The following is a 22586-nucleotide window of genomic DNA, read 5'->3' on the forward strand; positions in this document are numbered from 1 at the left end:
GGTGAGGCGGGTGCGCCCGGCGGTCAGCCGGAGTTGCCGCGCCTGCGGGCCGCGACCAGCAGGCCGCCGCCCGCGAGGAGGACGACCGCCCCGCCGCCCGCGAGGTACGACGTGACGCCGCTGCCACCGGTCTCGGCCAGGTCCGTGCCCTGCTGCTCGGCGGGGGCGGAGGAACTGTCCTCGGCGTCGTCCGCGCCCTCGTCCTGCGCGGCGACGAAACCGGCGGGCGGCTTGTCGCAGCCGACGCCGTCCTGGTCCCGGTCGAGATGGTCGCCGTAGTGCTTGTCGCCCCTGGCGATGTTGGCGTGCCCCTTCGCGTACGCCTCGGTGCAGTTCTTGAACGCCCCGTCGCCGTCGTGGGCCTCGGCGGTGGCCGGCAGGACGGCCAGGGCCAGTGCGGCGAGGGCCACGGCGGCGGGCTTGCGGATCAGGTTCACGAGGAGCCCCTCATATTGTGCTGATATCCGTAGGCATGATCACGGAGAGGCGATCAGTCGGATTTGAGGTGACGAAAGTACGAGAGGGGTGATTGATGCCGCGGCGGAACGACGGACCCGTGATGCGAACGTGACGTGACCGGACGGTAGCTCTCCGCTCACGGACCCGCGTTCCGTACACCCGGCGGGCGTGCTCTCCGGGGTCGCGAAGAAGCGACTACGAGCGGAACGGCCCCTTCACCTCGTACGTGATGCCGCCGGACGAACTGCCGCTGGTGCCGCGCTGGCTGGAGAAGTAGAGGCGGGTGCCGTCGGGGGAGAAGGCGGGGCCGGTGATCTCGGAGCCGGACTGGCCGTCGAGGCGGAGGAACGGGGCGATCACGTCGGCGGGCGTGATCACACAGATCTCCATGGTGCCGCCGTCCTCCGCGACGAACAGGTCGCCCGAGGAGGTCCCGGTGATGTTGTCGACGCCGGTCAGCGGAGCCGTGCCCGAGGTCACGAGCGAGTCGTCGTACGCGAGTTCGTAGGTGTTGGTGGCCAGATTGAGCTGCCAGACACGGTTGTCGCCCTTGGTGGTGAACCAGACGGTGTCGTCGGCGTAGTGGCAGCCCTCGCCGCCGTTGAACTTCTTCGAGCCGGAGACCTGGGTACGCGTCGTGGTGGGGGAGCCGTCCGGGTCGGGCACGTTCGCCCAGGTGAAGGAGCCGGAGGTGGCCGACCCGGCGACCATGACCTGGAGGGTGCCGGTGGCGAGGCTGCCCCAGGTCGTCGGTACGAAGCGGTAGAGGCAGCCGTTCGTCTCGTCCTCCGTCAGGTAGACCACTTTGCGCACCGGGTCTGCGGCGGCCGCCTCGTGCTTGAAGCGGCCCATGGCGTCCCGGCGCACGGCCGCGTTCACACCCCACGGGTCGGTCTCGTAGACGTATCCGAGGGACACCTCCTCGCAGGACAGCCAGGTGTTCCACGGAGTTCTGCCGCCCGCGCAGTTCTGCCGGGTGCCGGACAGGACGCGGTACGCGCCGGTGACCGTCCCCGTCGAGGAGAACTTGACCGCGCTCGCGCCGCCCGACGGGTTGATCTCCGAGTTGGACACGTAGATCCAGCCGGCTCCGTCGGCGTAACAGGCCCCGCCGTCAGGGGCGTTGTGCCAGGTGTACGAGGTGCCGGACACCGTCCGGCCCGATCTGGCGATCACCCGGCTGGTGAAACCGCTCGGCAGTCTGACACCGTTCGCGTCCGCCGGGCCGAGTGCCCCGTACGGGCCCGGGCCGGGCTGGGCGGGCGCGGCGTACGCGGCGCCGCGCCACAGGGTTCCGCCGAGGACGGCCGACGAACCGCCGAGGACGGCCGCGCGCAGGAGGGTACGACGTTCCACTGTCGCTCCAAGGGGGTGCCGGGGACGCCCCGTCCGCCGGTCGGGGACGGGGTCGCGCACCGTCGGAGCCTAGGAGTGCGGGGTGGACGCGCCATGGACAGGCGATGACGTGTACGCGTCATGAGGATGGTGCCCCGTACGCCCGGGCGTCACGCCTTCAGAGCGTCGTACGTGACTCCCGTCAGCCGCTCCGACTCCTCCCAGAGCCGTTGCCCCGCCGTGTCGTTGAGTGTCCACTTCGCGCGCCACGACTTCGCGGGGGAACCGCGCCAGCCCAGGAACGAAGGGCCGGTGAAGGAGTCCGGGCGTACGCCGGGAGCGGTCGCCGCGTACAGCGTGGGGAGGGCGCCCGCCTCCGCGGACTGCGCGAAGAAGCGGTTGCCCGTCTCCATGAACCGCTGGGAGACTCGGCGGCCCTCCATCCTCGGGCCCGCGGTCTGGAGGTTGGTGGCGGCGTAACCGGGATGCGCGGCCGCCGCCACGACGTCGGAGCCGGCGGCGGCGAGCCGACGGGCCAACTCGTGCACGAACAGCAGGTTGGCCGTCTTGGATCGGCTGTATGCGGTCCAACGCCCGTACTTCTGCTCGCTGTTGAGGTCGTTGATGTCGATGTTCGCCGTCGCGTGCATGGTGCTGGACAGACTCACCGCGCGTGCGCCGGGCGTGGTGAGCAGGGTCGGCAGCAGCAGCCCGGTGAGCGCGAAGTGGCCGAGGTGGTTGACCCCGAACTGCGTCTCGAAGCCGTCCACCGTGCGGCCCTGCGGGAGCGCCATCACGCCCGCGTTGTTGACGAGCACGTCGAGTCGGTCGTGCGCGCTGCCGTACGCCGCCGCGAACTCCCGTACGGAGTCAAGGTCCCCGAGGTCCAGACGTACGAACTGCACGTCCGCGTCCGGCACTTCGTCGGTCAGGCGGTCGGCGGCCTCGGTTCCGCGGCTCTCGCTGCGGCAGGCGAGGACGACCCGGGCGCCCCGCCGGGCCAGTTCGCGGGCGGTGACGTACCCGATCCCGCTGTTCGCCCCGGTGACGATGGCCGTGCGGCCGCTCTGCTCGGGTATGTCGTTCGCGCTCCAGCCGGCCATGGCTCGGCTCCCTCCACGTATGGGTGGCTCCACAGCCTAGAGGGGGCCGGCGTCACGGCGCCCCGCAAGGGGCGCGGGGAACTGCGCGACCAGCCACAAACATCCCGCAGGTACGAACGGCCCAGGCGGCGCTCAGCGGGAGACGTACTCCTCCGGCCGGATCGGGTACTCCTCGGGCATGGGCCGGGTGTCGAGATAGAACCACTCGGCGGTAGGGCTCGGGCCCGGAGCCGGGACCGTGGCCGGGGGCGCGTACGGCTGCCCGGGAGGCGCGTTGCCTGCCGGGTGAGCCGGTGAGGGCACATGCTCACCAACCGCCGTGTCCGCCACGCCCGTCGGCGTACCCGCAGGCTTCGCCGGACCCGGCATCAGCAGCTCCACGCGCAGCCCGAGCCCTCGTTGCTGCGCGACGAACTCCTCGACCTGGCTGCGGCAGGCGTGGTCGAGGTGGGTCACCCCCGTCAGGTCGAGCCGGATACGCGGCCTGCCCGCCTCGGCGGCGGCCTCCAGGGCCTCGATCAGCTGGGGCAGCCGCAGGAACGTGGCGTTGCCCGCCATGACGACCTTGGCGGTGTCCTCCTCCAGATGCTGCTTGATGACGGTCTGGGACATCCGCAGCGCGGCCAGGACGATCCCCGCGGCGAGGCCGAAGAGGACACCTTCGAGCAGCGCGGTCGCCACGATGACCAGGGTGGTGAGCGTCATCACCGCGAACTCGCCCCGGTCCTGGCGCCACATCTTCGGGAACTCCGCGGGCGCGAAGAGCTTCCAGCCGCTGTGGACGAGGACGCCCGCGAGGACGGAGATCGGGATCAGGGCCAGTACCTGGGGCAGGAGCAGCGCGAAGGCGAGCAGCCACAGGCCGTGGAGTGTGCGGGAGAGGCGGGTCTTGGCGCCCGCCTGGACGTTCGCCGAACTGCGGGCCACCACCGCCGTGATGGGCAGCGCGCCGAGGAGGCCCGCCACCGTGTTTCCGGCGCCCTGGGCGATGAGTTCCGGGTTGTAGCGGGTGCGCGGCCCGCTGTGCATGCGGTCCACGGCGGCGGCCGTGAAGAGGCTCTCCGCCGAGGCGATCACCGTGAAGGTGAGGATCGCGGTGATGATCCCGACGTCGGCGAGGCCGGCGAACTCCTTCGGGCCGGGTACGTCGACGGAGGCGAGCAGGTTGCCCACCTGGAGCGTCTGCACGTCCACGCCCGGCAGGGAGGCGACGCCGATGCCGATCCCGACGGCCACGAGCGCGGCCGGGACCTTCTTCACCGGGCCGGGCATCCCCTTCCACAGGAAGCTCAGGGCGATGGTGGCCGCACCGAGTCCCGCGGCGACGAGCGCGTCGGGGTTCGTCACCGTGTCGGCGATCAGCCCGGGGAGACCGGCCATGTTCTCGACCGGGGTGCCGGGGGCCTTGGAGTCGGACATCGGATAGAGCTGGCTGAACATCAGCGGCAGTCCGATGCCCGCGAGCATGCCCTGGACGACGGCCAGGGAGATCGCCTGGAAGATCCGGCCGAGCCGGACCAGGCCGAGAACGATCTGCAGGATGCCGGCGCCGAGGACGATCACACCGAGCATGGCCACGCCGTACTGGAGGACGGTCTCCGCGACGAGGGCCGCCAACCCGGCCGCGGGACCGCTGACCTGGAGGGTGCTGCCACGAGCCGCGCCGACGACCAGACCGCCGATGACACCGGAGATGATGCCCAGTTCGGCGGGGACGCCGGAGGCCACGGCGACGCCGATGCACAGAGGGAGAGCGACGAGGAAGACGACGAGCGAGGCGGTGATCTCGGTGGCCAGGTCGACCCCGGGCCTCTTGTCGCCCTGGCTTCCCTTGCTGTTCTTACCGCTCCTGCTGAGCCAACTGCTGCCCTTGCCACCCCTGTTGCTTCCGCCGGTGCCGGTGCCGCCGGGCTCGGCGGCACCGGAAGTGCCGACGGCGTGGGTGGCAGCCGCGTGGCCTGCGTGGTGCTCGAAGCCGTCGAAGCTGCCGAAGTCGTCGAAGTCGTCGAAGTCGTCGTACGCCTGGCGGGCGCCGGGGGCGGGAGGCGGGTCCGGTGGCTGCGGCGGGATCCTGGAGTGGGCCGGTACGCGCCCGCGTGCGTGCAGGCCGCTCACAGGGCGTGCACCCGGAAGCGGCCGTCCTCGTCCAGCTCGTGCACCTGGCCCGTGTCGACCTCGTAGTACCAGCCGTGCAGCCGCAGCCTTCCCGAGTCGATCCGCTGCCGCGCTATCGGATAACTCCGCAGTGCCGCAAGCTGGTTGACGACGTTGAGCTGCGCCACGGCCGGCATCGACGGGTCTTCGAGGGCCCCGTCGAGCAGGGGTGCCAGCTCGGGGCGGGCCAGGTCCAGCCAGGCGTCCACGCCGGGCAGCGCCGACAGGTCGTCGCCGGACTTCAGCGCGCCCATCGCACCGCAGTGGGAGTGACCGCACACGATGATGTCCTGAACGCCGAGCACCTCCAGTGCGTACTCGATGGTGGCGGCCTCGCCCGAGGCGCCCGGCCGCCCGTGCGGCGGGACGATATTCCCCGCGTTCCGCAGCTCGAATATCTCTCCGGGGCGTGCGCCCGTGATCAGGGCGGGTATGACCCGCGAGTCCGAACAAGTAATGAACAATGCCTCCGGATATTGGCCCTCGGCCAGCTTCCGGTATTCGCCGCTCTCGAAATCGACGCGTCGAGCGAACGAGCGGGCGCGGTCCAGCAATGCCTTCACGGCACCTCCCGGCATGGGGTCCGAACAGGTATTTCCCGTCGTTCCTCCACCGTAGAGGGGTGATTGCCAGGCGAAGGTTAACGGAACACTAGAGCGGGACCAGGAATGGCCCATATTTCGTCCTGTCGGCTCGCTCCGGCGTCAACCGGCCGTCCGTGGACGGTCTTTGAGCGACCCGTCACATTACCCGGGGTTAATGCGGTGTGCCATTGTCGGCTCTTGTAGCGTGACTCCTTCACGGCACGGAATTCGTGCTGTCCGGGTTCATGGGGAGACAGGACGTATGGGCGTACGAGTGCTGCTCATCGAGGACGACGACACGATCGCCGAACCTCTCGCCGAGGGTCTGGGCCACTTCGGGCTGACGGTCGACCGCGTCTCCACCGGGACCGAAGGGCTGAGAGGGCCCTACGGCGATGCCGTCCTGCTCGATCTGGGCCTGCCCGACATGGACGGCATCGACGTCTGCCGTGGCATCCGGCAGGTCTCCGACGTGCCGATCATCATCCTCAGCGCGCGCGGTGAGGAGGCCGACCGGGTGCTGGGCCTGGAGCTCGGCGCGGACGACTACTTGGCGAAACCTTTCAGCCTGCGTGAGCTGGTGGCCCGGGTGCGGGCGGTCACACGGCGCACGCAACTGGGGCGGGGCGTGCGACAGGGCCACCCCGAGGGGGACTTCGGGACTCCTCCGGCCGGGGTGCCCCGGGTGGGGGCGCCCGTCACGGGGACGCCTCCCCGGGGGACACCGCTCGTGCGCCCGCCGGGTGCGGGCGTGCAGGGCGCCGAACCGTACGAGTCCGGCGCCCCGGAGAGCGGATGGCCGTACACGCCGGAGGCTCCGGACACCGGGCCGTCCGGTGCGCGGCCCTTCGCCCCGAGCTCACGCGGCACGGAACCCTTTCCGGACGAGGTGCGCGGCCCAGGGGCGTTCACCAGTGGGTCGGACGGCGTGGAGCTGTTCACCCGTGGGTCGGGTGGCGCGGAGCCGTTCATCCGTGGGTCGGGCGGCGCGGAGCCGTTCTCCGGTGAGGCGCGTGGCGCGGAGTCGTTCTCCGGCGGGCCGGGCGGCGGGGAGTCGTTCTCCCGTGCGTCGGACGGCCAGGAACCGTTCCCGAGCGAGGCGCGCGGCCCGGAAACGTCTCCGAGGGAGACCTCCGCGCCCCGTGGTGCGGAGACGTTCCCGAGCGGGGCGCGTGGCGCGGAGCCGTCCCCCGGCGGGCCGCGTGGTGCGAAGCCGTTCTCCGGTGAGTCGTTCGGGGGAGAGCCGTTCGGCGGGGAGCCGTTCTCTGCCCGGAGGGACGCCCCGCGGCACTTCGAACCCGTACCTCTGCCCGACGCGGATCCCGACCCGGACGAGGGTGCCGAGAGGCCGCCACCGGGGCCCCTCGTGGTCGACCGCCGGACCCGGCAGGTCTGGGTCGGCGAGACCTCCGTCGCGCTGACGCCGAAGGAGTTCGAACTGCTCGCGCTGCTCACCGAGGACCCCGGGGCGGTCTACTCGCGGCAGCAGATCCTCGACCGGGTCTGGGACCCGCACTACCAGGGCCCGACCAAGACGCTGGACGTCCATGTCGCCACGCTGCGCCGGAAGTTGGGGCACTCGGCGTGGATCCAGACCCTGCGCGGGGTCGGCTTCCGGCTGGCGGTCCACACACAGCCGCCCGTCCCGTACCCGGCACCGGGCCGGCCGGCGGCGTACCGATGACCCGACGGCTGCTCCTCAGCTATCTCGCCCTCACCGCCCTGGTCCTGCTCTGTCTGGAGATTCCGCTGGGGTTCGTGTACTCGCGGGGTGAGCTGGAGCGGGTGATGAACGCGGCGAAGGACGAGGCGGAGTCGGTCTCGGCGTTCGCCGCGCTGTCCATCGACGCCGGACGCGCGACGCAGGACCTGCCCGGCCGGGCGGCCCACTGCGCCGAGCGCATCGGCGGCAGGGTGCTGATCGTGGACCGCTCCGGCGACCTGCTGGCCACCTCGCACGAACTGTCCGGCGCCGAGTCGGGCAACCCGGCCTCCTGGCCCGGCATCGCGGCCGCGCTCAGGGGCGACTCCACCGCGGACGTGCGCACGTCCACCATCGGCGGCGTGGAGTACATCGCGGTCGCGGCCCCGGTGACACACGGCGCCGAGAGGCTGGGCGCCGTGCGGATCACGGTGCCCAGCCGGATGGTGGCGGAGCGCGTGCAGCACGTGTGGCTGCTGCTCATCCTCGGCGGGCTCGCGGTCCTCGCGGCCGTCGCCGTCATCGGCTTCGCCATCGCGAGCTGGACCGGCCGCCCCATCCGCGAACTGGAGCGCGCCACACACAAGTTGGCGGACGGAGGCCCCGCCACTCCCGTGGCGATCACGAACGGGCCGCCGGAGGTACGCAGTCTCGCCGCCACCTTCAACCGCACCGCCGCCCGCCTCGAACACCTCCTCGCCTCCCAGCGCGCCTTCGCGGGCGAGGCCTCGCACCAGCTCAAGACGCCCCTCGCCGCGCTGCGGCTGCGTCTGGAGAACCTGGAGTCCGACATCGCGCTGCACGCCCGGGGCAACCTCGACGCCGCGGTGACCGAGACCGACCGGCTCGCCAGAATGGTCGAAGGACTGCTGGCCATGGCGCGGCTCGACGAGAGCGCCGCCGTCCGCGAACAGGTGGACCTGGACCGGGTCTGCGCCGAACGGCACCGGGCCTGGGCGCCGATGTTCGAGCAGCACGGCGTACAGCTCGTGCTGCTCGGCGACTACGGCGGGCCCGTCCTGGCCGTGCCCGGCGCGGTGGAGCAGATCCTGGACAACCTGCTCTCCAACGCCCTGAAGGTGTCGCCGCCCCACTCCACCGTCTCCGTGGACCTGCGCAGGCCGGCGACCCACGAACGCCGCTTCCACCACCGTCCGGCGGGCCCCGCCCGCGTCGAACTGCATGTCACGGACGAGGGGCCGGGCATGACCGAGGAGCAGCGCCGCCGGGCCTTCGACCGTTTCTGGCGGGCGCCCGGCGCCCCCAAGGGCGGTACGGGTCTGGGCCTGGCCCTGGTCCAGCGCCTCACCCACGCGAGCGGCGGCGACATCAGCCTGCGTCCGGCCGTCCACGGAGGGCTCGACGCGGTGGTCCGGCTGCCCGCGGCGGGCGACCCCACGGCCCCGGCGGCCAGACCGCTGGAGACCACCGCCTCACCCTGAGGACCGAGGGAGGTGTCCGGACCTCAGCTCGTCCGCACCTCGTACGTCGTCACCGTCACCGAGTCCTCGTCCAGGCACTGCCCCGACTCCAGGTCGAAGCGCTGCTTGAGGAGGGGCGAGGCGACGAACGGGCGGCCCTGGTGGGAGCCGGTCAGGCCGCGGGAGAGGACGGCCGCGCCGGTGAACGGGTCACGGTTGTCGATCGCGTACATCCGGCCCGTACGGTCCAGGAAGAGCGCCACCTGGCGTCCGTCCGGGAGCAGGGCCGCGACGCCGCGGCCGGGGATCAGCACGGACAGGTCGCAGACCGTGAACCAGTCGTCGGCGGCCGGGCCGTCCAGCCGGAGCTGGATCTTGATCGTCGTGGTCTCGGGGGCGAGCGTCATCGCTGGGCGCTTCCTTCCAGGGGTCGCGTGCCGATGGTCAGCAGCGGCAGGTCGGGCTTGATCTGGTCGCGCTCGGGGACGAAGCCGACGACCGGGTCCGGGGTGTCCGGCGCGTTCACGAAGGAGACGAAACGGGACAGCTTCTCCGGGTCGTTGATGGTCTCGGCCCACTCGTCGCGGTAGCCCGCGACATGCGCGGTCATCAGGGACTCCAGCTCCTCGCAGATGCCCAGCGAGTCCTCGACCACCACGTCGCGCACGTGGTCCAGGCCGCCGTCGATCCGCTCCAGCCAGGTCGAGGTGCGCTCCAGACGGTCGGCCGTGCGGATGTAGAACATCAGGAAGCGGTCGATCAGACGGATCAGTTCGGCGTCGGAGAGGTCCTGGGCGAGCAGGTCGGCGTGGCGCGGGGTGGCGCCGCCGTTGCCGCCGACGTACAGGTTCCAGCCGTTGGCGGTGGCGATGATGCCGAAGTCCTTCGACTGGGCCTCGGCGCACTCGCGGGCACAGCCCGAGACCGCCGACTTGAGCTTGTGCGGGGACCTGAGGCCCCGGTAGCGCAGCTCCAGGTCGATGGCCATGCGCACCGAGTCCTGGACGCCGTAACGGCACCAGGTCTGCCCGACGCACGACTTGACGGTCCGCAGCGACTTTCCGTACGCGTGCCCGGACTCGAAACCGGCGTCCACCAACCGGGCCCAGATCAGCGGCAGTTGTTCGACACGTGCGCCGAACATGTCGATCCGCTGACCGCCCGTGATCTTCGTGTAGAGGCCGAAGTCCCGGGCCACCTCACCGATCACGATGAGCTTCTCGGGCGTGATCTCGCCGCCGGGGATGCGCGGCACGATCGAGTACGAGCCGTTCTTCTGCAGGTTCGCGAGGAAGTGGTCGTTGGTGTCCTGGAGGGAGGCCTGCTCGCCGTCCAGGACATAGCCGTCCGCGCCGATGGTGGGCGCGAGCGAGGCGATGATCGAGCCGACCGTGGGCTTGCAGACCTCGCAGCCGTCACCGCCACGTGCGTTGTCACGGCCGTAGCGGTCCAGGAGCTGCTGGTACGAGGTGATGCGCAGGGCGAGGACGATCTCGTACAGCTCCTCGCGGGTCTGTGAGAAGCAGCCGCACAGGCCCTTGTCGACCTCGACGCCGCTCGCCTCCAGTTCGGAGGTGACCAGCTGGCCGAGGACCTTGACGCAACTGCCGCAGCCCGTACCGGCCTTGGTGCACTTCTTCACCTCGGGCACCGTCGTGCAACGGTGCTCGGTCACCGCGCCGCGGACCGCGCCCTTGGTGACGTTGTGGCAGGAGCAGATGATCGCCTCGTCCGGCAGCGCGGACGGGCCCAGCTGGACGGCCGCGCCCGCGCCGGCCGGAAGGACGAGCTGTTCCGGGGAGACCGGCGGTACCGAGCCGGTGAACGCCCGCAGCGTGCCGTACGCCTCGGCGTCGCCGACGAGGATGCCGCCGAGCAGCGTCCCGTCGCGGCCGATGACCAGCTTCTTGTACAGGCCCGCGCGGGAGTCGGAGTAGACGACGTCGAGGCAGTCCTCGGACGTGCCGTGCGCGTCACCGAACGAGGCCACGTCCACGCCGAGCAGCTTCAGCTTGGTGGAGAGGTCGGCGCCGGTGAACTCCGCCTCGTCCTCGGCGATGGTCGCGGCGACCGTCTCGGCCTGCTCGTAGCCGGGGGCGACCAGGCCGTACACCCGGCCGTCGGAGGCCAGCGCGCACTCGCCGATCGCGAAGACGTGCGGGTCGTTCACCGTGCGGCACTGCTCGTCGACCGAGATGCCGCCGCGCTCGCCGACCGTCAGGCCGCAGTCGCGGGCCAGCTGGTCGCGGGGGCGTACACCGGCGGAGAACACCACCAGCTCGGTGGCGAGTTCGGAGCCGTCGGACAGCTTCATGCCGGTGACCGCGCCGGACTCGTCGACCAGGATCTCCTGCGTGCCCACGCCCGTGTGGACGGACAGGCCCATGTCCGCGATGGTCCGCAGGAGCGCGGCGCCGCCGCCCTCGTCGACCTGGACCGGCATCAGGCGGGGTGCGAACTCCACGATGTGGGAGGTGAGCCCGAGGCCCTTCAGCGCGCCCGCGGCCTCCAGCCCGAGCAGACCGCCGCCGACCACCGCGCCCGTCGTCCTCGACCTGGCGTACTCCTCGATGGCGAGGAGGTCCTCGATCGTGCGGTAGACGAAGCAGCCCTCGGCGTCCTTGTTGGGGACGGGAGGTACGAAGGGGAACGAACCGGTGGCGAGGACCAGCGTGTCGTAGCCGAAGACCAGGCCGGAGCGGGCCGTCACCGTTTTCGCGGACCGGTCGACCGTCTCGGCGGGGTCGCCGATGTGCAGCTCGATCCCGTGGTCCTTGATGAACTCCATGTCCGTCATGGACAGTTCCTCGGGCGAGGTGCCCGAGAAGTACGAGGTCAGCTGCACGCGGTCGTAGGCGGGGCGTGGCTCCTCGCACAGCACGACCACGCGGTGCGTGGCGGTCAGGCCGCGTTCGGCGAGCGCTTCGAGGAAGCGCTGGCCGACCATGCCGTGGCCGACGAGCACGATCGTGGGGGTGGCCTCCAGGCTGGCGGACATTCAGGAGCCTCCATCGTTGGTGAGCAGGTGGAGCAGCGGTGCGCCGTCCGTGGGGAGCGGCTCTGCTCCCTCCCAGGCGCGGGCGAGCGCGCCGACGGTGCCGAGCTCCCCGACGAGGACCCCGCCGACCAGCCGGTCGTCGCGGACGACGACCTTGCGGTAGGTGCCGCGGGTCGCGTCGGTGAGCTGGATGACGTCGTCGCCGGGAAGCGGTGTGTGCTCCCCGAAGGCGGCGAGGTCCAGGGGGTTGCCCGAGGAGAGGGTCAGCCGGGTCAGGGCGCGGGTGCCGCTGTAACCAGCGGCACCTTCGGCGGGTGCGGTCCGGGCGAGCAGCCCGGCCAGAACCTCGGCCTGTTCGAGCGCGGGAGCGGCGAGGCCGTAGACCTGGCCGTTGTGCTGGGCGCAGTCGCCGATCGCCCGGATGTGCGGGTCGGAGGTGCGCAGTTCGTCGTCGACAATGACGCCCTTGTGCACGGCGAGGCCCGCGTCCTGGGCGAGGCCCACCCGCGGATGCACTCCGCAGGCCAGCACCACCAGGTCGGCGTCGAGGGCGTAGCCGTCGGCCATCTCGACCGAGCGGACCGCGCCGCCGACGCAGCGCACGCCGCGTACCCGGCTCTCGATGTGCACCTCGACGCCGAGGTCCTTGAGGTGCCGGAGCACCAGCTTGGACGCCGACGGGTCGAGCTGACGTTCCATCAGTCGCTCGCCCTGCTGGGCCAGTACGACCTGCGCGCCGCGTTCGGCGAGTGCGCGGGCCGCCGAGACGCCCAGCAGGCCGCCGCCGATGACGACGGCCCTGGAGTCCTGCCGTACGGCTTCGGACAGCCCCAGGCAGTCGTCCATCGTGCGGAACGCGTGCACGCCGTCGGGCAGTTCGTGCCGGTCGGGGGCGAACAGGCCGCGCAGGGGCGGCAGGACCGGGTTCGAGCCGGTGGCCAGGACCAGCGTGTCGTATGCGATCACCGAACCGTCGGCGAAGTGCACCTCCCGCTCCGCGCGGTCGATGCGGACGGCCCGGCCACGGGTCAGCCGCTCGGGCGTCGGGAGCGCGATGACCTCGGGGGCGTAGCGCCCGGCCAGGACCTCCGCGAGCAGAACCCGGTTGTACGGGGTGTGCTCCTCGTCGCCGACGAGCACGGCGGGCACGCCGAGCTCTCCGAGCCTGCGGGCGAGACGTACGCCCGCGAGGCCGGCGCCGATCACCACCACACGCGTATTCGAGGTCATGTACGGCAGCGTGCGGTGCCGGTGTTACCCGGCCGCATCACGACTGTTTCCCGCGGGGAACGCTGCCCTCAGCGGAGCCCGGAGGGGGATGTGAGGGTTCTCGGCGGCCGGGGAGAGGGCCTGGTGAGGCGGGCCGTACCCGGCCGGGGCGCCCTCGGGGGTGAGGTTAACCGAACCCCCGAAATCCGTGCGGGCACCATCGGTCTTGGGGCCGGGACGCGGAAACCTTGCGGTGTCGGGCCACCCGCGCGGCGGTCCGCGCCGCCACGGAACACGCGGACCCGGCCGCCACGGAACACGCGGACCCGGCCCCGCGGACACGCGTACACAGGGAGCGAGCATGGACACCGCCCGGAAGCCGTACACCCGGGACGCCGCCGCCGTACGGGCCTGGCGGCTCGTGCGCGAGCCGTTCACCGCACGGACCTGGCGGCGGGTCGCGTACGCCCTGCTCGCCGTGCCGGTCGGGCTGGTCAGCCTGCCGGTGGCGCTGCTCGGCGGCCGCCGGGCGGGCCGGTGGCAGCGGGGCCTAGTCCGGCGCTTCCTCGGTGTGGAGCTGCCCGGCTCCTCACGGGGCGCGCTCCACGCCCTGCTCTCCCTGCCGCCGAACCTGGTGGTGGCGGTCGTCACGCTCTACGGCTGGTCGGTCGTCCCCATGAACATCGGCTGGCCCCTGCGCGGCGGCGACCCGGCCACGGCCTGGGGCGGGCCGACCCTCGCCGGCGCGTGGGCCTTCCACGCGGTGGTGGGCGGAGTCGGGTTCCTGCTGCTCATGCCGTGGCTCGGCCGCGCCCTCGGCGCGCTCCAGCTGCGTCTCGCGACAGCGCTCCTCGCCCGCCCGTAGGTTGACGGGATGCCCGACCCCAGGCCCACGCCATGCTCCGACTGACCGCCCCTGCCCCCGGCGGGGGCACGCGCCACCCGGTCACCGCCTTCGCGGCCACGGCCGCGGGCCGTGTGCTCGCCGCCTTCACGCCACGGGCCCTGGCCGCCCTGCTCTACGCGGTGATCACCCTGCCGCTCGCCCTCCTGGGCTGCCTGCTGACGCTCGCGGGGCTGCTCGTCGGCGGCGTTCTGTCCGTGACCACGCTGGGGCTGTGGGTCCTCGCGCTGACCGTGCGGGGCGCGCTCGCGCTCGGCGCGCTCCAGAGGACGCTGGCGCGCCGGCTGCTGCGCCTGGACATCGAGGAGCCGCCGACACCCCGGGCCGACGGAGTGCTCGGCCGGCGGCGGGCCCTGCTCCTCGGCCGTACGGGATGGCGTGCCGTCGGCTGCGCGCTGGGCGTGCCCGTCACGGCCGTGATCGCGTACGTGACGGTCCTGGGCGCGTACGCCTACGGGACCCAGCTGAGCCTGCACCCCCTGCTCGGACGGTGGAACCACCACACCGTCCGCGAAGGCGACTCCGTGCGGCACGTGTCCCTGGAAGTCCTCGGCGTCCAGCTGGACACCTGGCCACGCTGGCTGCTCCCGGTGGCCGTGGGACTCCTCCTCCTGTCGGCCGCGCCCTGGCTGACGCGCCACGGCCTCGCCCCGCACCGCCTGCTGCTCGCCGCCACGCTCGGCCCGAGCGCCGCGGACCGCCGCATCCGCACCCTGGAGGAGACCCGCGCCCAGGCGGTGGACGACGCGGCGGCCACTCTCCGCCGGATCGAGCGCGACCTGCACGACGGGACGCAGGCCCGGCTCGTCGGGCTCGCGATGCATCTGACGATGATCCGGGAACTGATCGGCGCGGACGCCGGCCGCGAACGGCTCCTCACCGTCGTCGACACCGCCCAGGGCAACGCCAAGCAGGCCATCGCCGACCTGCGCCACCTCGTCAAGGGCATCCATCCGCCCGTACTGGACCAGGGCCTGGACACGGCCCTCGCCACCCTCGCGGCGGACGTCGCACTGCCCGTCGAGGTCGTCACGGACATCGGGGCCCGCCCCGCGCCCGCAGTCGAGTCCATCGCCTACTTCTGCGCCGCCGAGCTCCTCGCCAACGCGGCCAAACACAGCGGGGCGGCCGGCGCCACGGTGACGGTGAGCGCGCACTCCGGGCTGCTCAGGCTCGCCGTCGGGGACGAGGGCCGCGGCGGGGCCGCGATCGGCGCGGGCTCGGGGCTCACCGGCCTGCTCGCCCGGGTACGGGCCGTCGACGGCACGCTCACCTGCGAGAGCCCGCCGGGAGGGCCTACGGTGGTCACGGTCGAGCTGCCGTACTGAAATTCGCCGCCGCAACCCGGCTCACTGATCACGAGGGGCACATGCGCGTTGTCATCGCCGAGGACTCCGCCCTCCTGCGCGACGGACTGGCCCAGCTCCTCCAGCTGCGGGGCGTGGTGGTCGCCGCCGCCGTCGGGGACGCCGACGCGCTGCTGACGGCCGTGGCCGAGCACCGCCCGGACGCCGCCGTCGTCGACATCCGGCTGCCGCCGACCCAGACGGACGAGGGGCTCCGCGCCGCCGTACGGCTGCGCGCCGACCACCCGGCCACCGGGGTGCTGATCTTCTCGCAGTACGTCGAGACGAAGTACGCCGCGCAGCTCCTGGGCACCAACCCGGGCGGCGTCGGCTACCTCCTCAAGGAACGGGTCGTCGACATCGGCGAGTTCGTGGACGCACTGGAGCGGATCGCCGCCGGCGGCACCGCCCTCGACCCGGAGGTCGTCGCGCAGCTCTTCGGCGCGAGCCGCCGCGCCACCGCCCTGGACGCCCTCACGCCCCGCGAGCGGGAGGTGCTCGCGCTGATGGCCGAGGGGCGTACGAACCACGCGATCGCCGCCTCCTTCACCGTCTCGGAACGGGCCGTGGAGAAGCACATCGCCAACATCTTCGCCAAGCTCGGCCTGCCGCCCTCCGACACGGAGAACCGGCGGGTGCTCGCGGTGCTGCGTCACCTGGAGACGACGGGCTGAAGCTCAGAAGACTCTCAAGCTTCACAGGACTCATGGACGGCACATCTACCTCGTCCATAGAGTCGCGATCATGCCCGACATATCGCTGACCATGGTCGTCGTCCTGTGCCTCGCCGCGCTCGCCGCCGGGTGGATCGACGCGGTCGTGGGCGGCGGCGGACTGCTCCTCCTGCCGATGCTGCTGCTCGGGCTGCCCAACTCGGGATCGGCGGCCCAGTACGCGCTCGGCACCAACAAGGCCGTGGCGATCGTCGGGACGACGGGCGCGGCGGTGACGTACGCGCGCAGGGCGCCCGTGGACGTCCGCACGGCGGTACGGATCGGTCTGGCGGCGCTCGCCGGGTCCACGGGCGGGGCCTTCGTCGCCGCCGGGATGAGCACCGACGTGCTCAAACCGGTGGTCATGGTCGTCCTGCTCGGCGTCGGCACCTTCGTGATCATGCGGCCCGCCTTCGGCACGGCCCCCTCGGCCGAGCCCGTCACACCGCGCCGCGTCCTCGCCGCGATCGGGCTCGCGGGCCTCGGCATCGGCTTCTACGACGGGCTCGTCGGGCCCGGCACGGGTACGTTCCTGGTGCTCGCCCTGACCGCGCTGCTCCACCTCGACCTGGTGACCGCCTCCGCCACCGCGAAGATCGTCAACTGCTGCACCAACGCGGGAGCGCTCGCGATGTTCGCCTGGCAGGGCACGGTGTACTGGCAGCTGGCCGCCCTGATGGCCGTCTTCAACCTCGTCGGCGGAACGGTCGGGGCGCACACCGCGCTCAAGAAGGGCAGCGGGTTCGTACGGGGCGTGCTGCTGACGGTGGTGTTCGCGCTGGTGGCGAAGCTCGCGTACGACTTCTGGCTCTGACGGCCGCCGCCGTGTCCAGCGGCTGCCGATGACACCGCCGTGTCTAGCGGCTGCCGGTGAGATGGGCGAAGACGACCACGTTGCCCCGGTAGCCGGTGGCCGGGGAGTAGCCGCCCCCGCAGGTGATCACGCGCAGCTCCGGACGCCGCGCGGCCCCGTAGACCTTCTCGTCGGGGAAGGCGCGGGCGTCGTACACCTCGACCGCGTCGACGGAGAAGAGGGCGACCCTGCCGTCCCGGCGCCCGACCTCGATCGTGCTGCCCTTCTCCAGGGCGCCGAGGCGGAAGAAGACGGCGGGGCCCTCGGTGTTGTCGACATGGCCGGCGACGATCGCGGTGCCCGTCGCGCCGGGCGCGGTACCGGCCTCGTACCAGCCGGCGAGGTTCTTCCTGGCGGCGGGCGGCACGTCGAGGCTGCCCCGCGGGGAGAGGCCCAGGCCCATCAGAGGGGCGTCCACCCCGATGGAGGGGATGCGGATCCGCTCGGGCGGCGAGGACGGCAGCGCGGCGGCCGCGGGCCGGTCCACATGGGCGCCCGCGCGGGCCTGCGCGGGCGACGGCTGGGGCGGCGCGTGCGTCTGCGCGCCGCGGTGCAGCAGCAGGGCCCCGCACAGGAGGGCGACGAGGGTGACGGCGGCTATGGAGATGTTGCTGAACGGGCGCACGTCAGCCCCCTCTCTCGGGTCGTTCGGTCACGGACTTCTCGGTGTTCCGGGTGTTCCGGGTGTTCCGGGTGTTCTGGAAGTTCTTGGCACCCACGGCGTTTCCGGTGCTCGTGGAGCGCCCGGTTCCCGCGGCTCCCGGACCGGCCGGATCGGCTCTGTGGGTCCCGCGTCCCCCTCCGGGCCGCGAGGGGCGTCGGGTCCGGAGGGGGAGGGGACGGCGGTACCGGTGGACAGCGGAGGGTGTCCGTCAGATCCCGTCGCCTCTCGCCCGGCGATGCAGGAGCCAGGTACCGCCCGCGGCGGCGACGGCCAGGGCCGCCACTCCCGCCGCGGTCTGCACGGGGTCGGGACCGAGTGCGCCGCCGACCCCCGTCTTCACACTTCCTCGCGGGTGGACCTGCTGTCCGCGCTCCTGGGTGGACGTGAGGGTGACCACCAGGTCGCTCGTCATCCGCAAGCCGCTCGAACAGCGCGCGACGATCTCGTACGTGCCCGGCTGGGCGGACGGCGGCACGGTGAACTGCCCGACCGCGTGACCCTCGTGCGCGCTGGGCATCAGCGTGAAGTCACCCGCGCCGACGGCCCCGGCGTCACCCGACACCGCGTCGCTCGCCCCGCACGCCGCCGTGTTCACCGTGACCTCGGTGCCGGGCGCGACGGAGGCCGGGTACAACTCGATGGACCCCGCGCCGACACCGTGAGCGGGCGCCGCACCGAGGCCCGCCGCGACGACGGCGAGCGCGGTACCGGTCAGCAGACGGGCTGTGCGCATCGTGCTCGCTCCTCCGAGGGGGCGCGGCCCGCGGCACCTGCGAGTGCCGCTGCGTCGGTCACGCCCCTGCCCTACCGAGGTAAGTGGCAGTCGAGGCCCCACGCCTCCTGATGGCACATCAGAAACGATGTGAACGGGTGTCAGGCGAGGGAGCCCCGTGTCGCATCCCGCGGCGTTTCGGCTGGTCACCGGCGTGTCGTCGGCGCGTGGGCGAAAAGAACCCGAAGGGAGTGGACAGCGCGTGTGAACGGGTGACCGGCTCGCCGCGCCGCACGCTTGACCTCAACTTTGGTCGAGGTATGAGGCTGGGCTCATGAACCCCACCACCGACGTATCCGTCCCCCCTCCCGTCCAGCACCCCGCGCCCCTCAAGGTCGCCGTCATCGTCGGCAGCAACCGGGAGGGCCGCTTCGGCCCCGTGGTCGCGGACTGGCTGCTGGGCCGCTTCCTCGACCGGGCCGACCTCTCGGTCGACGTCGTCGACACCGCCGACCTGCGCCTGCCGACGGCCCTGTCCTACTCCCCGTCCCCGGAGGTGGCCTCAGAGCTGGCGAAGGTCACCCCCAGGCTGGCCGAGGCGGACGCCTTCGTCGTCCTGACCCCCGAGTACAACCACTCCTTCCCCGCCTCGCTCAAGGCCCTCATCGACTGGCACTACGAGGAGTGGCGCGCCAAGCCCGTCGGCTTCGTCTCGTACGGCGGTGTCTCGGGCGGCCTGCGCGCCGTCGAGCAGCTCCGCCAGGTCTTCGCCGAGCTGCACGCCGTCACCGTCCGCGACACGGTGTCCTTCCACAACGCGGGCGCGTCCTTCGACGACCGGGGCCGGCACAAGGACCCCGCGGCGCCGGACGCCGCCGCGAAGGTGATGCTGGACCAGCTGGCGTGGTGGGCGTCGGTACTGAAGGAGGCCAAGGCGGTTCGCCCGTACGGGAGTTGAGGAGACCGGGCGGAGACTCGGCCCGGACTCAGGCTCCGGCCCCGTGGTCGGTGAGGGCCTCGGCCACCGCCCGGCGCCCCACCGCCGCGAGGACGGGATTGGTGACCCGGTAGTGGTGATCCGCCACCAGACCGAAGTGCAGGGCCCAGCCCCGCCCGCGGGCCCAGGTCGCGTCGTCGACCTCGGCCGCCTCACGGAACAGGGGGCGGGTCCCGGAGGTGAACACGGCCCAGGCGGCGAGTACGTCGGCCGCGGGGTCGCCGGTACCGAGGCCCCCGAAGTCGATGACCGCGCTGAGCCGGCCTTCCCGGGCCAGCAGATTGCCCGGCAGGAGGTCGCCGTGCAGCCAGACGGGCGCGCCGGCCCATTGCGGAAGCCGCAGGGCGTCCTCCCAGACGGCCGCCACGGTGTCCCCGTCCACCGTGCCGTCCGCGCTCAGGTCGCGGATCGCCGCGCGCATCTCGTCGTCGTCGGTGAGCGGACCGCCGCGCCACGACGGGGGCCCGCCGACCGCGTCGACCTTCCGCAGCGCCGCGACGAATCGGCCCAGCTCGACCGCCGCGTCCGCGAGACCGGCCCGGCCGCCGAGGGGCGCGTCGTGGACGGTGTCGCCGTCCAGCCAGCGGAACACGCCCCACGGCAGCGCGTACCCCTGTCCGGGTGCCCCCTTCGCGAGCGGCACGGGAACGGCCAGCGGGAGATGCGGAGCGAGCCGTGGCAGCCACCGCTGTTCCTTGTCCACCTCCCGCGCCCCGCGGGGCAGCCGCGGCAGCCGTACGACCATGTCGTCGCCGAGCCGGTACATGGCGTTCTCCGTCCCGGCGGACACCACCTGCTTCACCGGCAGCCCGGCCCACTCGGGGAACTGCTCCGCGACCAGCCGCCCGACGAGCGCCTCGTCGATGTCGAGCTCGTCAGGGTGCATCTTCGGGTTCGGGCCGGACGGCATGGTTCTCCGGGGGATCGGCGGCGGGAGGGGCGGTGGCCGCGAGCGGGACAGCCGCTCGGTGGCGACGGGACGGCAGAGCGTATCCACATGGGCCGATCCGCCACCATCACTTTTCGCCGCCCCGCCCCGCCCCGCCGCCGCGCCGCCGTGTCTCTCCTCGTCCGACCGGTCAGGGGCGGGCGTAGGGCCGGGTCATGATCTCCATGTTGTGGCCGTCCGGGTCGTCGAAGTAGGCGCCTCGGCCGCCGAACAGGTCGTTGGTCCGCCCTGGTTCGGTGTGGCTCGGGTCCGCGTAGTACGTGACCCCGACCGCCTCCAGACGGGACACCATGGCGTCGAAACGGGCCTCGGGCACGAGGAACGCGTAGTGCTGGGGCTGGACCGGCCCGTCCCTGAACTCGTAGTAGTCGAGGGTGACGCCGTTGCCGAGGTCGATGGGCAGGAAGGGGCCGAAGGGAGCGCCCACCTTCAGCTCCAGGATCGCGGCGAGGAACTCCGCCGACAGGAGCCGGTCCGTCGCGTAGACGGCGATGTGGTTCAACTGGACCGTGGTCGTGGGAGGTTCGGCGGGGTTCGGGTGCTGCTGGTCGTAACGCATGGGTGATCTGTCTCCGGGTCTGCGGGGCCTGCTGGGGCAAGGCGCCACGGACGGGCGCCTGTCGCAAGGACACGGAGAAGGGGGCGGGCCTCTCGCCCGCCTCGGCCTCACGCCGAGGCCGGGCGACCCGTTCGTGTATGGCCCAAGGCCGACCCGGCAGTCACCCGACGGACCTTAGTGGCCGGCACGGGCAGGGGCAACGCAGTTTCCGGCAGCGCGCCCCCGCCCTCGCCCTCGCGCGGTCTCAGTTCACGGACACCGCGGACCAGGCCGCGCCCACCGCCGCGTACTCGGTGCTTTTGGCCCCGTACAGGTCCTTCGCCGCGCTCAGCGTGGCCGTGCGCGCGCCCGCGTACTTCGTCGACGAGGTCATGTAGACCGTCAGCGCCCGGTACCAGACCGCGCCCAGTTTGGTCTTCCCGATGCCCGTCACCTTCGTGCCGTCGCAGGTCGTGCCGTTGTGGGCGACGCCGCCGATGGTCTTCGGCCCGCTGCCCTCGGCGAGGAGGTACGCGAAGTGGTTGGCGACGCCCGAGGAGTAGTGGACGTCGAGGTCGCCGACCTTGGAGGTCCAGCAGTCCGCGGAGCTGCCGTCCTTGGAGGGCCGGTCCATGTAGCGCAGGGCGGAGCGGCCGAAGCCGGACTTCACGATCTTCTCGCCGATCAGCCAGTCGCCGGGATCGGCGGGATTCTTCGCGTAGAACTCCACCAGGGCGCCGAAGATGTCGGAGGTCGCCTCGTTCAGGCCGCCGGGCTCGCCGGAGTACGTCAGGGCCGCCGTCTTCGAGGTCACGCCGTGGGACATCTCGTGGCCGGTCACGTCCAGGGACACCAGCGGTCCGAACGTCGTCCCGTCACCGTCGCCGTACGTCATGCAGAAGCAGCCGTCGTCCCAGAAGGCGTTGTTGTAGGCGCTGCCGTAGTGCACGCGGTTGAACGAGCCCTTGCCGTCACCCGCGATACCGCTGCGACCGTGGACGTTCTTGTAGTAGTCCCAGGTGGTGTCGGTGCCGTACTGCGCGTCGACCGCCGCCGAGGCACGGTCGGAAGCGGCACCGGTTCCCCAGTGGTTGTCGGCGTCCGTGAGGACGGGCGCGGCGGCACGCTTGTAACAGAGCACCAGGATGCAGGAGTCGGTCTTGTTCCCGGTGTCGCCCGTGTAGGTGTTTCCCCTTGTGGGGTCGGACAGTTGGTACGTCGAACCGGACCGTGTCGTCTGCAGCGGGACCTTTCCGCCGTAGAGGGACCGGCCGTCGCCGGCCGCCGTCTCGATGCTGTCCCAGGCGTCGATCTCTGTGCCGGTGACGGCGTCCGTGAGGACGACCCGGGCCATCGGGTTGCCCAGCGAGTCCTTGCCGGCGGCCTCGGTGCGCCAGGCCAGCCGGGGCTCCCCGTGCAGTGCGTCGACGACCAGCCGGGGCTCGGCGGTTATCCCGCGGAGCGTCTCGCCGACGTTCGCGAGGCGCAGGGCCGCGGTGGCGAGATCGGCGGCCTTCGGGGCGGGCACCGACGGTTCGACGCTCGTGAGGGAGAGCGGACGCGTGGTGGCCCGGTCGGCACCGCGGTAGTCACCACCGGACGTCAGGTGGACCACGAAGTCGCCGCCCAGGACCGGAAGCTGACGGTACGTCCGGTCGTACCGCACGTGCTTCGTGCCGTCCGCGTCGACGATCACGTCGCGGGCCTTCGTCCCCTGCGCGGAGGTGAGGCCCAGGCGCGCGGCCTGGTCGGCGATCACCGCCGCCGCGTCGTTCAGTACGGTGTCCCGGGCCGGCTCGTCGGCCGCTCCCGCGCCGGGGGACAGTGCGCCCGCCAACAAGGTGGTGGCCGCCGCGGATATGCCGACGGTGGCGAGGCGTGAGCCTCGGATGTGCCGTGTCCGACTCATCGAACTCCTTGCGAAGGCACGCGAAACGCGTGGTGG

The 22586-nt window shown here is 72.2% G+C and carries 19 protein-coding genes and 2 pseudogenes; 8 read left to right on the top strand and 13 right to left on the bottom strand.

Annotated elements, in window-relative coordinates; genetic code table 11:
• Positions 1–23: 23 nt before the first annotated feature.
• The 5 genes from O1Q96_RS08510 to O1Q96_RS08530 all read right to left on the bottom strand — a co-directional run bounded on the left by O1Q96_RS08510 (position 24) and on the right by O1Q96_RS08530 (position 5614).
• The gene (locus O1Q96_RS08510) at positions 24–437 is read right to left on the bottom strand and encodes an LAETG motif-containing sortase-dependent surface protein (protein ID WP_269247569.1); all 414 of its coding nucleotides are present in this window, start codon (positions 435–437) and stop codon (positions 24–26) included.
• A 217-nt stretch (positions 438–654) separates the two neighbouring features.
• Positions 655–1815 (bottom strand): alkaline phosphatase PhoX, encoded by a 1161-nt coding sequence (locus O1Q96_RS08515; protein ID WP_269247570.1) that lies wholly within the window; start codon positions 1813–1815, stop codon positions 655–657.
• A gap of 149 nt (positions 1816–1964) precedes the next feature.
• The gene (locus O1Q96_RS08520; protein WP_269247571.1) at positions 1965–2897 is read right to left on the bottom strand and encodes an oxidoreductase; all 933 of its coding nucleotides are present in this window, start codon (positions 2895–2897) and stop codon (positions 1965–1967) included.
• Positions 2898–3029: 132 nt separating this feature from the next.
• A complete protein-coding gene (locus O1Q96_RS08525) occupies positions 3030–4694 on the bottom strand; it encodes a SulP family inorganic anion transporter (protein WP_269253533.1) in 1665 nt (554 codons plus the stop codon).
• 314 nt (positions 4695–5008) lie between these two features.
• A complete protein-coding gene (locus O1Q96_RS08530) occupies positions 5009–5614 on the bottom strand; it encodes a carbonic anhydrase (RefSeq protein ID WP_269247572.1) in 606 nt (201 codons plus the stop codon).
• 283 nt (positions 5615–5897) lie between these two features.
• On the opposite strand from O1Q96_RS08530, the pseudogene O1Q96_RS08535 reads away from it, so the two are divergent.
• The 3 genes and pseudogenes from O1Q96_RS08535 to O1Q96_RS08545 all read left to right on the top strand — a co-directional run.
• Positions 5898–6170, top strand: a pseudogene (locus tag O1Q96_RS08535) (response regulator); the annotation flags it as partial.
• An 813-nt stretch (positions 6171–6983) separates the two neighbouring features.
• Positions 6984–7319, top strand: a pseudogene (locus O1Q96_RS08540) (winged helix-turn-helix domain-containing protein); the annotation flags it as partial.
• The gene (locus tag O1Q96_RS08545) at positions 7316–8779 is read left to right on the top strand and encodes a sensor histidine kinase (protein ID WP_269247573.1); all 1464 of its coding nucleotides are present in this window, start codon (positions 7316–7318) and stop codon (positions 8777–8779) included. The pseudogene O1Q96_RS08540 and the gene O1Q96_RS08545, both read left to right, overlap by 4 nt.
• A 23-nt stretch (positions 8780–8802) precedes the next feature.
• Here O1Q96_RS08545 and nirD read toward each other — a convergent pair whose 3' ends face one another.
• From nirD to O1Q96_RS08560, 3 genes are read right to left on the bottom strand one after another with little or no spacing between them, the layout of a single operon-like run.
• Positions 8803–9165, bottom strand: a complete 363-nt coding sequence (nirD, locus tag O1Q96_RS08550) for a nitrite reductase small subunit NirD (RefSeq protein ID WP_269247574.1) — start codon at positions 9163–9165, stop codon at positions 8803–8805.
• Positions 9162–11756: a nitrite reductase large subunit NirB gene (gene nirB / locus O1Q96_RS08555; RefSeq protein WP_269247575.1), complete on the bottom strand. Its 2595-nt coding sequence runs from the start codon at positions 11754–11756 to the stop codon at positions 9162–9164. Before nirB ends, nirD begins: the two co-directional genes overlap by 4 nt.
• Positions 11757–12986: an NAD(P)/FAD-dependent oxidoreductase gene (locus O1Q96_RS08560; RefSeq protein WP_269247576.1), complete on the bottom strand. Its 1230-nt coding sequence runs from the start codon at positions 12984–12986 to the stop codon at positions 11757–11759.
• Between the two features lie 340 nt (positions 12987–13326).
• Between O1Q96_RS08560 and O1Q96_RS08565 the strand changes: the two genes are divergently transcribed.
• From O1Q96_RS08565 to O1Q96_RS08580, 4 genes are all read left to right on the top strand, one after another.
• Positions 13327–13830, top strand: a complete 504-nt coding sequence (locus O1Q96_RS08565) for a hypothetical protein (RefSeq protein ID WP_269247577.1) — start codon at positions 13327–13329, stop codon at positions 13828–13830.
• A gap of 32 nt (positions 13831–13862) precedes the next feature.
• On the top strand, positions 13863–15197 hold the full coding sequence (locus O1Q96_RS08570; protein WP_269247578.1) for a sensor histidine kinase: 1335 nt from the start codon (positions 13863–13865) through the stop codon (positions 15195–15197).
• 41 nt (positions 15198–15238) lie between these two features.
• On the top strand, positions 15239–15889 hold the full coding sequence (locus O1Q96_RS08575) for a LuxR C-terminal-related transcriptional regulator (protein ID WP_269247579.1): 651 nt from the start codon (positions 15239–15241) through the stop codon (positions 15887–15889).
• Between the two features lie 70 nt (positions 15890–15959).
• Complete coding sequence (locus O1Q96_RS08580; RefSeq protein WP_269247580.1) at positions 15960–16742, top strand: sulfite exporter TauE/SafE family protein; 783 nt, start codon at positions 15960–15962, stop codon at positions 16740–16742.
• Between the two features lie 43 nt (positions 16743–16785).
• On the opposite strand, the gene O1Q96_RS08585 is transcribed toward O1Q96_RS08580, so the two are convergent.
• Together O1Q96_RS08585 and O1Q96_RS08590 are read right to left on the bottom strand one after the other, a co-directional pair.
• A complete protein-coding gene (locus tag O1Q96_RS08585; RefSeq protein ID WP_269247581.1) occupies positions 16786–17406 on the bottom strand; it encodes a class F sortase in 621 nt (206 codons plus the stop codon).
• Positions 17407–17653: 247 nt separating this feature from the next.
• A complete protein-coding gene (locus O1Q96_RS08590) occupies positions 17654–18178 on the bottom strand; it encodes a hypothetical protein (protein ID WP_269247582.1) in 525 nt (174 codons plus the stop codon).
• Between the two features lie 313 nt (positions 18179–18491).
• On the opposite strand from O1Q96_RS08590, the gene O1Q96_RS08595 reads away from it, so the two are divergent.
• Positions 18492–19115, top strand: coding sequence for an NADPH-dependent FMN reductase (locus O1Q96_RS08595; protein WP_269247583.1), 624 nt, complete (start codon positions 18492–18494; stop codon positions 19113–19115).
• Positions 19116–19143: 28 nt separating this feature from the next.
• Here O1Q96_RS08595 and O1Q96_RS08600 read toward each other — a convergent pair whose 3' ends face one another.
• The 3 genes from O1Q96_RS08600 to O1Q96_RS08610 all read right to left on the bottom strand — a co-directional run bounded on the left by O1Q96_RS08600 (position 19144) and on the right by O1Q96_RS08610 (position 22550).
• Positions 19144–20040: an aminoglycoside phosphotransferase family protein gene (locus O1Q96_RS08600; protein ID WP_269247584.1), complete on the bottom strand. Its 897-nt coding sequence runs from the start codon at positions 20038–20040 to the stop codon at positions 19144–19146.
• A 193-nt stretch (positions 20041–20233) separates the two neighbouring features.
• Complete coding sequence (locus tag O1Q96_RS08605) at positions 20234–20662, bottom strand: VOC family protein (RefSeq protein ID WP_269247585.1); 429 nt, start codon at positions 20660–20662, stop codon at positions 20234–20236.
• A gap of 244 nt (positions 20663–20906) precedes the next feature.
• Positions 20907–22550 (bottom strand): M4 family metallopeptidase, encoded by a 1644-nt coding sequence (locus tag O1Q96_RS08610; RefSeq protein WP_269247586.1) that lies wholly within the window; start codon positions 22548–22550, stop codon positions 20907–20909.
• Positions 22551–22586 lie beyond the last annotated feature (36 nt).

Source organism: Streptomyces aurantiacus, assembly GCF_027107535.1.
Classification (GTDB): Bacteria; Actinomycetota; Actinomycetes; order Streptomycetales; family Streptomycetaceae; genus Streptomyces.

Bases quoted from the DNA above. Each gene is read 5' to 3' on its own strand.
- O1Q96_RS08570 (WP_269247578.1), top strand. From the start codon at position 13,863: ATGCTCCGACTGACCGCCCCTGCCCCCGGCGGGGGCACGCGCCACCCG.
- nirB (WP_269247575.1), bottom strand. From the start codon at position 11,756: ATGTCCGCCAGCCTGGAGGCCACCCCCACGATCGTGCTCGTCGGCCAC.
- O1Q96_RS08595 (WP_269247583.1), top strand. From the start codon at position 18,492: ATGAACCCCACCACCGACGTATCCGTCCCCCCTCCCGTCCAGCACCCC.
- O1Q96_RS08580 (WP_269247580.1), top strand. From the start codon at position 15,960: ATGCCCGACATATCGCTGACCATGGTCGTCGTCCTGTGCCTCGCCGCG.
- O1Q96_RS08605 (WP_269247585.1), bottom strand. From the start codon at position 20,662: ATGCGTTACGACCAGCAGCACCCGAACCCCGCCGAACCTCCCACGACC.
- O1Q96_RS08590 (WP_269247582.1), bottom strand. From the start codon at position 18,178: ATGCGCACAGCCCGTCTGCTGACCGGTACCGCGCTCGCCGTCGTCGCG.
- O1Q96_RS08575 (WP_269247579.1), top strand. From the start codon at position 15,239: ATGCGCGTTGTCATCGCCGAGGACTCCGCCCTCCTGCGCGACGGACTG.
- O1Q96_RS08545 (WP_269247573.1), top strand. From the start codon at position 7,316: ATGACCCGACGGCTGCTCCTCAGCTATCTCGCCCTCACCGCCCTGGTC.
- O1Q96_RS08560 (WP_269247576.1), bottom strand. From the start codon at position 12,986: ATGACCTCGAATACGCGTGTGGTGGTGATCGGCGCCGGCCTCGCGGGC.
- O1Q96_RS08565 (WP_269247577.1), top strand. From the start codon at position 13,327: ATGGACACCGCCCGGAAGCCGTACACCCGGGACGCCGCCGCCGTACGG.
- O1Q96_RS08610 (WP_269247586.1), bottom strand. From the start codon at position 22,550: ATGAGTCGGACACGGCACATCCGAGGCTCACGCCTCGCCACCGTCGGC.
- nirD (WP_269247574.1), bottom strand. From the start codon at position 9,165: ATGACGCTCGCCCCCGAGACCACGACGATCAAGATCCAGCTCCGGCTG.
- O1Q96_RS08520 (WP_269247571.1), bottom strand. From the start codon at position 2,897: ATGGCCGGCTGGAGCGCGAACGACATACCCGAGCAGAGCGGCCGCACG.
- O1Q96_RS08600 (WP_269247584.1), bottom strand. From the start codon at position 20,040: ATGCACCCTGACGAGCTCGACATCGACGAGGCGCTCGTCGGGCGGCTG.